The following is a 13,072-nucleotide window of genomic DNA, read 5'->3' on the forward strand; positions in this document are numbered from 1 at the left end:
TGCAAAAAGGCGTCAAGTGCAAGGCTTACGATGTCTGAAAAGCAGGAGTCCCGATGCTTCGGGATGACTGTTTTGATGACAAGCATTGAGTTTACCCCGACCCTTCGGGGCAGCAACTGTCGTTTTCTTACAAACACTACTTAGGTTTAACTAACAGGTTATGGTTGTGTCCCGGGTTAAAATCCCGAAACACGACCATACAAAGATAGAGATTTTTAGTTTCCGTAAAGGCCCAGGCGATTCCCTTCCGTGTCAAGAAAAAGGGCAAAACAATCCCGTCCTGAGGCTTCAATCTTTGTCTTTGGTTTAATAATTTCACCTCCATTAAGCTCAAGTCTACTCAATACCTCATCAAGGTTATCTCCCACATTAAGGCTAACCACCACACCCTGATTTGATGGTTCAAAACCAGGGGCATTGATGATAGCACCCTCTCCCGAAGGTAAACAGGCCATCTTCTCAGTTCCGTAAACTTCAGAAGTGAGATCTGTTCCCAAAAGCTTTTCATAAAAACTGACAGCTCTTTCAAAATCAATGGTTGGAATTTCAACCCATGCAATCATTTTTTCCATTTCGTATCGCTTTTAATTATTTACAAAGCAAAAGTACAATGCCATAAACTCCTAAAATTGGAAAAATGAGACATAAAAAAAGCCGGTATTCACCGGCATTTTTTTGATTAAATCCTAATATTTTTAAGGAAAAACAATCCCTGTCTGATCATTGACCAAAACATAAGGTACCGAGCTTCCGTATTTTTCATTTACTGCTTCTATAAACGCATTAGCAATAATAGCAGAACCGCGCCCTGTGGTATGGATACCATCTAAAGAAAACACACCACCTGTAATATAGGCATTGGAGTAGATATTACCGTCAATCATCAGCCCCTCTTGAGTACTCTCCATCAATACATCAAGATCAACCATTGCCAGATCGAACTGGTTAGCTGAATTTTCAATAATTGAATTGAAGGTGTTTGTTGCCTCTTCAATGGACTGAAGCTCATTTTCGTCCAAAACATATTCGTCCGGAATAGGCACCTCTGATCCCCAACCGGCCACAGTAATATTGGTCCTGGCCGTAAGCAATATCTTCTCACCTGCTTTTATTTGACGCATTCCAACAGGATTGGCTTCATCTTCAATTACAAAAAAGTTGGCACCAGCTGAAAAATCCATTTCTTCAAAACCATATTGCTGAGCAGCAGCATCATAGTCCGCATAAGCGGCATCCATAGCAGCTGCCTGCTCTGCTGAAAGCGCCAGCATATTGGGCATCACAACACTAAAGAAAGGAAGTTTATCAATCGCAGGAATAGTTCCTACAACACCTTTTGCTCCGCTGGCAGTCAATTGGCTTAACATGTAGGCATAGCTTTGTGTGAATGCTGCAACCGGCGTAATATCCGCACTTCCCATACCAGAAGTTTCAGCTTCTCCGCCGGCTAAGGCATATCCCAAAACATCATTACCACCAATCCATAAACTAAAAAATGTGCGCTCCACAGCAAGAGCATCAGACAAAGCAGTTGAAACACCGGGAACAGATGCGAAACGTGCATAGTAAGGATTAAAGTTTCCGACACCTTGATTGGGATCTCCATATTCAGGCGCTACCAAATGATAACTTCTGGCGCCCGGAATTCCAAGATTGTGATAAGGTCCGTTGGCATTGATCCAGGTTGAAGGATCTGTCAGAAGTTCCGGGTTACCTGTAGTTGTAACCGGCTGTATACCACCTGTAGTCACCTTCAGTTGCATTTCACCTTCAAGAGAAGAACCTACGCTTTTTCCTTCAGGCAACAATGGAATTGAATAGGTCTCTAATGAAAGATTCATAAGCTGCGCCCCCATCATTGAGGCAAAAGAGCTCTCCTGTCCATCACGACTTAAGGCCCCATTGGTATATCCTGCGGTATATGAATCGCCCAGCGATACAAAAGAACTAAAGTCTGCTCCTCCGTTTTTCGGAGTGGGAACATCTGCTTCCTTAGTGCAGGAGCTCAGCAGAAATAGAACTGCAAAAATGTATGTTATTCTGAAAATCATGTTTGTTAATTTTTTTATTAGTCATTACAAAGTCCAGCTCACACCAAATCCGGGAATCCAGGCAGATGAATTATATGTTCCGTAATAATTCAAAGGGGCATAGCCATCCTTACGTTCCTCTCCTGAAATGTGTAATAAAGAAGCATCCAGCGACAGCTTGTCATTCAGCTGCCAGGACACTCCGGCAGAAATACCAATTTTGTTGGTTCCCGGAGTTTCGGGCGTTAGATAATCTGAGGGGATTGGAGTTTCATCGTAGTAAATACCAGCCCGAAGTTTCAACTGTTCCAGAGCCGAGTATTCAGCACCCACTCTGTAAACCATTGTATTTTCAAAATTCCGGGGGTTTTCGGAATCCTCCAAAGCTGCAGTATTTTCTTCAAAGTCAAAATTAAGCTCTTGATATTCCGACCACCCTACTTGTTGCAGGTCAAGGGCCAGCAATAGTTTATCAGTCGCCTTCCATCCCAAGCCTATTGTCAGGTTCGAAGGCATCGGTAGTTCAGCAGAAAAAGTATTTCCATCAGGAAAATTTGTCTGAAAACTTTCCGGAACATCAAATGTGGCATCGCCTCCATCCAGCTCCATCACCACCTTAGAACGGTAATTTACACCCAATGATACATCCTTAGATACCTTTACAAAAACACCAACATTGTAACCGTAAGCAGTTGTACTTCCATTTAAGTTAACACTTCCATCTCCCTCGTCTGATTGCAGGGGCAACGCTTTATTCAAGTCTACACTGCCAAATGCCAAAACAGGACCGCCACCAATACTGATCCTGGGCGTAATGGCATATGAGATAGTGGGCTGAACGAAGATGGCCTGAAGCGATATATCCTGAATAAGATAGCGACCGTCCCAATCCTCCCCCCACGACAGGGAGTTTCCATAAGGCGAATTGGCCCCTAATCCCAACATGAGTTTTTCGCTCAATCGAAAAGCACCATAAACTGAAAAAGGAGTTCCAACAGGGTTGTCAGTTTCCCCGGTATACAGGGATGGTTGCTCTTTTAAAAAGGAGTTTTGAGAAATAACACCACTTACGCCGCCTGAAAACATCACATCTCCTTCTAAGAAGGAAAGGGCGCCTGGGTTAAAATGAATAGAGGAGGGCCCCAGTAAAAGACCTGTACCGGTATGTCCCATACCCGTTTGTTTCTGACCCTGCAAATTAACCTGATATCCTTCTGCAAAGCCCTGGTGAAGCGTAAAAAACGCGCACAAAACAGTTAATAATAAATACTTCATCTGTATGTAAGTTTGTTTTTTGGTGGATAATGGAGTTGTAGATTCATCTATCAACAATAGCCAATTATGAAATTAAACATCAGTTTTTTCACAAAAAACACCCACCCGATAAGAAATTAACTAATAGTACTTTAATACGTCTCTAAATATAAAAACGGCGCCAATCTACTTAATTAATTTTTTCCCTCAAGCGCCCCCCTGTTAGACATAAAAACGTTTCTTGTTTTCGATTCAAATACTTTAATATTCTATTGGTCTTATAGTTGATTTACAACAGATAAAAGCAAACACGCGGGAAGAATCGCTGGAAAGAAGTAAAAGTTTACCGATATATTATTTATCCACAATTAATGATTTTTTTCTTTATTCCTTCTTTAAAGGCCTTTATGAACGCTTGAATTTTTTAGTGCAAAAAAAACTATAATGTTGTAACTTATATCACTGGAAACTCAAAACCACCAAAAATAAAGGCCATGAGTATTAAGATCATTGAGCATACAACGATCCCCATGAAGGATGGAGTAAATCTTGCAGCCAAAATCTGGTTGCCTTCTGATGCTGAGCAAAATCCGGCACCAGCCATACTTGAGTATATTCCTTACAGAAAACGAGACTTCAAAGCAGTACGAGATGACCAAATGTATGGGTATTTTGCAGAAAACGGATTTGCAGGCGCACGTGTAGACCTTCGTGGCAGCGGGGACTCTGAGGGCGTTTTAGAAGATGAGTACCTCACACAAGAACTGGAAGACGGCATTACCATAATAAAATGGCTGGCCAACCAAAAATGGTGCTCAGGTAATATTGGCATGATAGGTATCTCATGGGGTGGCTTTAATGGTCTGCAGATTGCCGCATTACAACCTCCCGAACTCAAAGCCATAATAACAGTGGCTTCTTCAGATGACCGATATGCCGATGATGTACATTACATGGGAGGAACGCTTCTTACAGATAATTTGTCGTGGGCCTCCACAATGTTTGCCTACAACTCGTGTCCTCCCGATCCTGAACTGGTGGGAGAAAAATGGCGGGATATATGGATGGATCGCTTAAAAGGGAGCGGCTTATGGCTGGTCAAATGGCTCAAACATCAACACAGAGATCAATATTGGAAGCATGCTTCAGTGTGCGAAGATTACTCTGCTATTAAATGCCCTGTTTTTGCCATTAGCGGATGGGCAGACGGCTATACCAATACGGTCTTTCGTCTCATGGAAAATTTAAAAGTTCCCCGTAAGGGATTGATTGGGCCCTGGGGCCATCAATACCCTCATCAAGGGGGGCCCGGACCTGCCATTGACTTCTTTAATGAATGTTTACGCTGGTGGAATAAATGGCTGAAAAACTTAGACACCGGTGTAGATAAAGACCCTATGATAAGGGCCTGGATGCAGGACACAGTTTCTCCCATACTGCCGAAAAGACCTGGTGGCTGGGTAGGGGAAGCCTCCTGGCCTTCTGACAAAATAAAACCTGCAAAACTTTATTTGTCACCGGGCAGATTATCATTGGAAAAACAGGAACAATCTGATTTTCCGGTGACCATTCAAAGCCCCCTGAGTGTAGGCCTGTTTGCCGGCAAATGGTGCTCTTACGCAGAATCAACAGATTTTCCCAGTGACCAGCGAGAGGAAGACGGTGGAGCCTTGGTATTTGAAACCTTGCCGCTAGAAAAAGACGTGGAAATATTGGGAATGCCCGAGGTTAAATTTGAACTGTCCTCCAACAAACCTATCGCTTCAGTTGCAGTGCGTTTATCTGATGTTGCACCCGATGGTAAAGCAACACGTACCACCTATGGTATTCTCAACCTGTCGCACCGTAATAGTCATGAAAAACCGGAGATTTTGGAGCCCGACAGAATCTATACCGTCAATATTCCTATGAATTTTGTAGCTCAACGGTTTCCGGCCAATCATCAAATCCGGTTATCTGTCTCAACATCATACTGGCCATTGGCCTGGCCCCCACCCGAATCTGCAAGATTACAAATTTTCCTAAAGGAGAGCTTACTAAATATTCCGGTCAGAAAACCAACCCTAAACGATAACAACTTAAGGGATCTGGGGAAACCACATATAAAACGAAAGATTCCCACTACCCTTCTTGTCCCGGCTCATCGCGAGTGGGAGGTAAAACACAACCTGGCTACCAACGAAGTGGTACTCCATATCACTAATAACGATCCTCAATATCGATTGGATGATATCAACTGGACAATCCAAAAGGATGTAACGGAAAAATATTCATACAAAAACAACAATTACGACACACTTCGTGGAGAAGTAACAAGTAAACGGCGGTTTAAACGTGGAGAATGGGAAGTTACTACTCTCACAAAAACCATTATTACATCCACCAGGACTGAGTTTTGGGTAAGAGCCATGCTTGACGCTTATGAAGGGGATACACGGGTTTTCAGTAAAACCTGGGATGAAAGAGTGACCAGGTATTTGTAAAACACTCTTCCCACACACATTAAAAAGAACAAGTTATGAGTCATGTTTTTATCCGGCCAAAACCCCGCAAAAACTAAACCTGCTAAAAATCAAATTCAATGAAAAAACAGGTATTCGTAATAGGCTTAGACGATTTCAATTTAAAAAAACTTCACCGCTTGCATGAAGCCAGTGAATGTGACTTTTTACCGGCCCTTAGAATAGACGAAATAAGGGGGGGTGAGTAAACTAAACATGAAAGATCTGATTAATAAGGCACTTAACAGAATTGATCAGAACGGACACATTGATGCCATTGTTTCTTATTATGATTTCCCGGGAACTACCCTTGTGCCTGTAATAGCAGAAAAGTATAATCTTCCCGGCCCTTCTCTGGAAAGCATTATGAAATGTGAACATAAATATTGGAGCAGACTGGAACAAAACAAAGTCATTTCTCACAACCTTCCACAATTCAAAGCTTTTGACCCATTTGATAAGAGAGCATACCAACACCTGGAAATGATTCCACCTTTCTGGGTAAAACCGATTAAATCGTATCGGTCATTTTTGGCATACAAAATTAACAGCGAATATCAGTTTAACGAAGTAATGGAAGAAGTCCGAAAACACATCAACTTTATGTCGGAACCTTTTAATTACGTTTTGCAAAACTACCCTCTTCCACAGGAATATGCCAACATGCAGGAGACCATGATAGCTGAAACCCCAATTAACGGCCATCAATGTACCGTAGAAGGATACGTTTACAACGGTGAAGTTGTTATCTACGGAATTGTAGATTCGGTTCGTGAAGGCGAACGTTCTTCATTCAGTAGATATGAATACCCCTCTTCCCTACCACAGGAAATTCAGTTTAGAATGGCCGATATTTCCCGTAGGGCAATTACTCAAATAGGATTAAACAATTCTCCATTTAATATTGAGTTCTTTTACAACAACACGATCAACCAAAACTTCTTGTTGGAAATAAATCCCAGGATTTCACAAGCCCATACCGATATATTTGAAAAAGTTCACGGAACATCCCATCATACAATCATGCTCAACCTGGCTCTTGGCAGACGTCCCAAAGCACTTGAAAACAAAGGCATGTTTAAAACAGCCAGTAATTTTATGCATCGCACATTCTATACCGGTAAAGTTCTTAAAACTCCATCGGAAGAAGAAGTACAAAATTTACAAAACAAATTCCCCGGTTTTATCATCAAGATCCATGTAAAAGAAGGCATGCATCTTAACGAGCTGCATGGCCAGGACAGCTATAGCTTTGAGCTGGCAAATATATTTATGGGCGCAAAAAATCAGGAAGAGCTGTTGGATAATTATCAGTACTGCATAGATCATCTCTCCTTTGAAATTGGCTATGATGATTTACCTGTTTTACAATAAATTCCTTTGTGATGATCGGAAAATTCATTATTTTCCCAAAAACAAAACTCCAAATATATGATCCAAAAAACTGATTTTAAACAACTAGAGGATAAAGGAATTTCTCAGGCAACTGTAGAAGAACAAATTGAGCGATTCAGGGAAGGATTTCCGGCCTTAAAAATCGAAAGAGCCGCCACTTTAACCGATGGCATTATTCCCGTTTCTCCGGAATTGCTTGAAAAGTACCAAAATATTTACAAACAGGAATTGGAGAACGGGCTGAAACCCCTGAAGTTTATCCCGGCCTCGGGTGCTGCTACAAGAATGTTTAAGGCGCTTTATCAATACCTTGAATCTCCCGAAGATCCTGACAAGTTGCCGGAAGACGACCTGGCTAAACAATTCATCACTCATTTACCCAAATTCGCGTTTTTCAATCATCTCAAAGGGCTTTTAAAAGGAATAGACCTAAACGATCAGGCCACCAGAAAAGCTAAAGCAAAAGAGATCATTGCCAGAGTATTAAATACGGATGGGCTCAACTATGGTTTCCTGCCCAAAGGTCTTATCCATTTTCACCAATATCCCGATACATCCAGAACACCAATGCTGGAACATCTGATTGAAGCTTCCTGTTATGCACGTGACAAAAAGGGCAATGCTAAAGTGCATTTTACGGTGAGCCCGGAACATCTGGACCTTTTTAAAAAAGAGTTGAATGAAAATATTGCTCGCATAAAAGAGCAAACCGGAACTGATTTTGATGTGTCATTCAGCTTTCAAAAACCACACACCGACACAATTGCTGTTTTACCAGACAATGAACCTTTCCGTGGAGAAGAGGGCAAACTCCTTTTCCGCCCGGGCGGTCATGGGGCCCTTATCGAAAACCTGAACGACTGTGTGGCAGACATTATTTTCATTAAGAACATTGACAATGTTGTTCCGGAAAACCAATTACCACTAATCACTAATTATAAAAAAGCATTGGGAGGTCTGGCCCTTGAAATAAGGAATAAAGTTTTCTCTTTCATTGACAAACTTAACGGCCAACTCTCAACAGAACTTATTAATGAAATCCGGGCATTCCTCAAAGAGACATTACATACAGACATTCCAGGACATTTGGCAGATGCTTCGATTGAGGAACAAAAGGCTTACCTGATAAAATATCTTGACCGCCCAGTCAGAGTCTGCGGAATGGTAAAAAATGAAGGAGAGCCGGGAGGTGGTCCTTTCCGCGTACGAAACAGTGATGGTCAGGATACACTTCAAATTGTGGAAAGCTCTCAGGTAAATATGGATAATCCTGAGCAAAAGAAAATTTTTGATGCCAGCACACACTTTAACCCGGTTGATCTGGTTTGCATCACAAAAAACCATCAAGGGCAGAAGTTTAATCTTTTGAATTACATTGACCATGAGACCGGTTTCATTTCCAAAAAATCGGTTAGTGGAAAAACCATAAAAGCCCTTGAAAGACCAGGCTTATGGAATGGGGCAATGGCTAATTGGCTGACCATATTTGTTGAAGTTCCCATTGAGACTTTCAATCCGGTTAAAACGGTTAATGATCTCTTAAGACCAGCTCATCAAGGTTGAAATGGAGATTAAAATAAGGTTAAGGTTGAGGTGAAACGTCCTATTCTCCTTAGCCTTAACCTAAATCTTTTTTTTAACCTTCAAGCCTTTAAATTGTTTATTGGCTTTCCGCAAAGATTGCGTACTTTTGCGTGATTAAATAAATGAGTGCTTATGTTTGAATCATGGTCTGCACATTTTAATGAAGTCAAAGAAGCCGTGGAGCGATTTGAGAAGATGGAATACACAGGAAAGGAATTCTTCTTTGACGTACATTCCATTGAAAATATTTTTGATTTTTACATCGATAAACTCCAATATAACAAGGCTGAGCGCATCATTACAATTGGGATAAAGCAACATCCCGATGCATCTACACTTAAGGTAAAACAAGCCATTATTTTCATAGAAAAGGGAAGGCTTGCCAAAGCATGTGCGCTTTTAGAAAATCTTCTTCTTATTGAGAAATCGAACCCTGAAGTGTATCTTAATCTTGGATATGTTTATTTACGAGATGGGCAAAACGATCGTGCCAAGGCAACATTCGAAGAGGGCTTAAAGTTTGCCTTCAACGAAGAGCAGGAAATCCTCCTTGATGTAGCTCTATACTTAAACCAGTTTAAAGAGTATTCGGCGACCATTGATATATTGGGCATCAGGTATGAGGAGATAAAAGAAAACGAAAACCTGCTTTTCGAAATGGCCTTTGCCCTTGATAAAATTGGAGAAGACCAAATGTCCTACAATGTTTATCAGGATGTTTTAAACATCAATCCCTTCTCTGACAATGCCTGGTACAATACCGGAATTTGTTACGTAAAACTGGGAAACCTTGATAAGGCCAACGAAGCGTTTGATTTTTGTCTGGCATTAAATCCGGATCATACTCAGGCTCTATTCAATAAAGGCAACAGTCTTGCTCAGCAAAACAAATACCGGCAAGCCCTGGACAGTTATCTGGAATGTGTTTCATACGATTTACAGCAATCCAAGTGCCTTCATTATATAGCAGATTGTTGGAACCAGCTTGGCAATTCGTCAGACGCCATCAAATTCTACGAACTAGCTGTAGATATTGATTTCATGGATTTTAACATGTGGGAAAGCTATAGCCTACTTTTTCTTGAAAACATGGACCCCGAAGCATGCCGTAAAGTTGTGGACAGAGCCATGGCAGAAAAAGAACTTATGAGCGATGATGAACTGTCATCTTTCTTCCACATCAGAGCTCAATCTTATATTTTGGAGGAAAAATGGGATTTATCAAGAAAGTTTTTCAAGAAGGCCGCTCTATCCAACCGCCGCGACCTAAAACATCTCATCGCCCTCTTCAAATTAAACCTGGCACTTAACCCTGAATACAATCTGGAACTTTTTATAGATGAGTATTCAGATGATTTTATGGAGACCGCTTCTTTTCAGTATTTTCTTGCTGCTTACCATCTCCTTATTACGGAAAATATGGACAATGGTATTCATCACATGAGTGAAGCTGTAATTTATGCATCCGGCTATGCTCAGGATCTGACAGATTCCTTTCCGGAGATAAATGAAATTGCAAAAAACAACCAAAAACTGGCGGATTTACTCCAAATGGAAAAAGAAGACAGTGATGAGTAATTTTATTAAAACGTCATGATCTTTCTGAACTTCTACTAAAGCATTTTCTCTTTAGCAGGTCATAATTTAAAGCACATTTAATCAATTCAGATAAGACATCTCATTAGATTTCACCCGATGCTTAGAAACTTAATTTTACCCTTTCTTAAAGGTGCTGCCATGGGAGCAGCCAATGTCATCCCCGGTGTTTCGGGAGGAACCATAGCCCTCATAACCGGGATTTTCGAAAGACTCATTAATGCCATCAAGTCATTTGATGGAGAAGCTTTAAAACTCATACTAAAAGGAGAATTTAAGGCTTTTTTCAGTCATACGGATTTCTTCTTTTTAGTATACCTTTTTGCCGGTATATTTGCAGCCATTGTGTCTCTGGCCAGGCTACTTGAATTTCTTTTCCAGAATCACCCAATGCACGTTTGGTCTTTCTTTTTCGGACTTGTGATGGCCTCGGTATATTTCGTTGGTAAAACAGTCAAAAACTGGCATCTCGCTACCATCATTTCTTTCATTACAGGTACCGGCATTGCTGTTTCCATATCATTGTTGACACCTGCTTCAGAAGACCAATCTTTCATCTATCTTTTTTTATGTGGTGTAGTTGCCATTTGCAGCATGATTTTACCGGGACTGAGCGGTTCATTTGTTCTGGTGCTGATGGGCAATTACCAATTGGTAATGATCGATGCCGTCAACAATTTCGATCTTGGAATTTTAATCCCCGTAGCCATTGGTGCCGTGGCAGGTCTGATTGTTTTCAGCCGGTTTTTATCCTGGCTAATGAACCGTTTTCCTGATTCAACAATAGCCTTACTCTCTGGATTTATTTTGGGATCACTGAGTATTCTTTGGCCCTGGAAGGATGAAATTACCCGGCAGTTTGGCGATAAAGTAAAGGTTGTAGCCTACGACTGGCAATTGCCAAATCTAGACTCAGATTTTGCACTGGCCGTTGTGTTTATTATCTTAGGAATTTTAAGTATTGCTATTACTGAAATATGGGCCGGCAAAAAAAAGAAAGCGTAAGAATTGCATTGCAAAGGGGGTAAATAAATCGCCTTTAAGTGTTTCAAATCAACATACAAAACCACCCTAAAAACTTTTTGTAATGAAAACATTCGGACTAATTGGTTTCCCGCTTGAACACTCCTTTTCACAAAAGTATTTTACCGAAAAGTTTAAAGTGGAGAACATAGAAGCCAGATATCTCAACTTTCCAATTTCTGATATCAATCTTTTTCCGGAATTACTGGACAAGCATCCTTACCTTGCAGGGCTGAATGTAACCATACCATACAAGCAATCCGTAATGGAATATTTGGATGAACTAGACCCGGTTGCCAAAGAAGTAGGAGCGGTAAATGTTATTCAGATAAAGTGGAATAACAAAAAACCTTATCTTAAAGGATTTAACAGCGATATTATTGGTTTCTCAAGATCGATTTCTCCGCACATCAGGAAAACTCATAAAAAAGCACTTATTCTGGGAACGGGCGGCGCATCCAAAGCTGTCGCATATGCCCTTTCGCAAATGGGCTTATTATACCGGTTTGTCTCCAGAAATCCCTCGCATTCATCGCAAGTTTCGTACGATGCACTTGACAACGAGAACATCAAAGACTTTAAAGTCATAATAAACACCACTCCGGCAGGCATGTCTCCCAATGTGGATAGCTGTCCGCCATTACCTTACAAAGGGGTCACTTCTGAACATCTTGCTTTTGATTTGATATACAACCCTGAGAGCACCCTTTTCATGAAAAAATGTGCCGAAAATGGAGCTATCGTAAAAAACGGACTTGAAATGTTGCACCTTCAGGCTGAAGGAGCCTGGGAAATCTGGAATCAGGAATAAGCGCTGAACCATCTAAGTTAAAAAGTTCTCACAAACACTTTTTCAGGATATTTTATATCGGTGAGAAAAAGCCCCTGGCCCGGAGCTGATGTTCCGGCATGACTGCGGTCTTTTGCTTCAATTATTCCAGAAAAATCATCCACCGCTACCTTACCACGACCTACTTCCAGAAGAGTGCCGACAATAGCACGTACCATATTCCTTAAAAAACGATCGGCACTCACAACAAACACATATCGATCTCCACGATTCTCCCAAAAAGCCTTTTCAATATTGCATAGATTGGTTTTATTCCCCCCGTGAAGCCGCGCAAAACTGGTAAAATCAGAATAATCCTTTAACCTCTCTGCCGCCAGATTCATTAAATCAATATCGGGATGGAACCACGGCCGATAGGTCAGTCCGGAATAAAAGGGGTTTTTTTGTAAAACAATGTGATATTCGTATGTCCTGTTTACTGCATCGAATCGGGCATGTGCATCATCTGAAACCCCGGATACAGAATAAACGGCAATTCCCTGAGGCAAAAGACTGTTCACTTTATGAAGTATCAGTTTTTCCTCAAAAGGCAAAGCCTCCAGATCAAAATGAGCTACAAAGTAAGAAGCGTGTACACCAGTATCAGTACGCCCGGCGCCGGTGACTGAAACAGACTCTCGAAAAACTTTGGATAATACCTCTTCAAGAGTTTCCTGTACAGTAGTGGCATTGGGTTGTTTTTGCCAGCCATGAAAATCGGCACCGTTATAGGCCATTTCAATAAAAAAGCGAGCCATATTTCTTTAGTGTATTTCAGAATTTTTCAGGAATAACTGATTCAACAATACAAAGAAACAGTTTATTCCAGATTTTTCCTGAAAAAATATAGAGATTAAGGA

At 41.1% G+C, this 13,072-nt stretch carries 11 protein-coding genes; 7 read left to right on the forward strand and 4 right to left on the reverse strand.

The window, feature by feature from the left end; all coding sequences use genetic code 11:
- Positions 1-215: 215 nt before the first annotated feature.
- The 3 genes from DDZ16_RS03395 to DDZ16_RS03405 form a co-directional block, all read right to left on the reverse strand.
- Positions 216-572: a VOC family protein gene (locus DDZ16_RS03395; protein WP_109263028.1), complete on the reverse strand. Its 357-nt coding sequence runs from the start codon at positions 570-572 to the stop codon at positions 216-218.
- A 123-nt stretch (positions 573-695) separates the two neighbouring features.
- Positions 696-2,051 carry an SGNH/GDSL hydrolase family protein gene (locus tag DDZ16_RS03400; protein WP_109263029.1) on the reverse strand — a complete coding sequence of 452 codons (1,356 nt, stop codon included), beginning with the start codon at positions 2,049-2,051 and terminating at the stop codon, positions 696-698.
- Between the two features lie 24 nt (positions 2,052-2,075).
- The gene (locus tag DDZ16_RS03405) at positions 2,076-3,305 is read right to left on the reverse strand and encodes an OmpP1/FadL family transporter (RefSeq protein WP_109263030.1); all 1,230 of its coding nucleotides are present in this window, start codon (positions 3,303-3,305) and stop codon (positions 2,076-2,078) included.
- A gap of 473 nt (positions 3,306-3,778) precedes the next feature.
- Here DDZ16_RS03405 and DDZ16_RS03410 point away from each other — a divergent pair, with 473 nt between their 5' ends.
- The 7 genes from DDZ16_RS03410 (at position 3,779) to DDZ16_RS03435 (ending at position 12,194) form a co-directional block, all read left to right on the forward strand.
- Positions 3,779-5,767 carry a CocE/NonD family hydrolase gene (locus DDZ16_RS03410; protein WP_109263031.1) on the forward strand — a complete coding sequence of 663 codons (1,989 nt, stop codon included), beginning with the start codon at positions 3,779-3,781 and terminating at the stop codon, positions 5,765-5,767.
- Between the two features lie 98 nt (positions 5,768-5,865).
- Positions 5,866-5,994 (forward strand): hypothetical protein, encoded by a 129-nt coding sequence (locus DDZ16_RS21030; protein WP_262511932.1) that lies wholly within the window; start codon positions 5,866-5,868, stop codon positions 5,992-5,994.
- Positions 5,995-6,001: 7 nt separating this feature from the next.
- Complete coding sequence (locus tag DDZ16_RS03415) at positions 6,002-7,159, forward strand: ATP-grasp domain-containing protein (protein WP_198416670.1); 1,158 nt, start codon at positions 6,002-6,004, stop codon at positions 7,157-7,159.
- A 57-nt stretch (positions 7,160-7,216) separates the two neighbouring features.
- Positions 7,217-8,743: a DUF4301 family protein gene (locus tag DDZ16_RS03420; protein WP_109263032.1), complete on the forward strand. Its 1,527-nt coding sequence runs from the start codon at positions 7,217-7,219 to the stop codon at positions 8,741-8,743.
- Between the two features lie 153 nt (positions 8,744-8,896).
- Positions 8,897-10,342: a tetratricopeptide repeat protein gene (locus DDZ16_RS03425; RefSeq protein WP_109263033.1), complete on the forward strand. Its 1,446-nt coding sequence runs from the start codon at positions 8,897-8,899 to the stop codon at positions 10,340-10,342.
- A 117-nt stretch (positions 10,343-10,459) separates the two neighbouring features.
- Positions 10,460-11,365, forward strand: coding sequence for a DUF368 domain-containing protein (locus DDZ16_RS03430; protein ID WP_109263034.1), 906 nt, complete (start codon positions 10,460-10,462; stop codon positions 11,363-11,365).
- Between the two features lie 82 nt (positions 11,366-11,447).
- The gene (locus tag DDZ16_RS03435) at positions 11,448-12,194 is read left to right on the forward strand and encodes a shikimate dehydrogenase family protein (RefSeq protein WP_109263035.1); all 747 of its coding nucleotides are present in this window, start codon (positions 11,448-11,450) and stop codon (positions 12,192-12,194) included.
- A gap of 17 nt (positions 12,195-12,211) precedes the next feature.
- Here the strand turns inward: DDZ16_RS03435 and truA are convergent, their stop codons facing one another.
- A complete protein-coding gene (gene truA, locus DDZ16_RS03440) occupies positions 12,212-12,970 on the reverse strand; it encodes a tRNA pseudouridine(38-40) synthase TruA (protein WP_109263036.1) in 759 nt (252 codons plus the stop codon).
- Between the last annotated feature and the right edge of the window lie 102 nt (positions 12,971-13,072).

The organism is Marinilabilia rubra (assembly GCF_003121985.1).
GTDB classification, from domain to species: Bacteria; Bacteroidota; Bacteroidia; order Bacteroidales; family Marinilabiliaceae; genus Marinilabilia; species Marinilabilia rubra.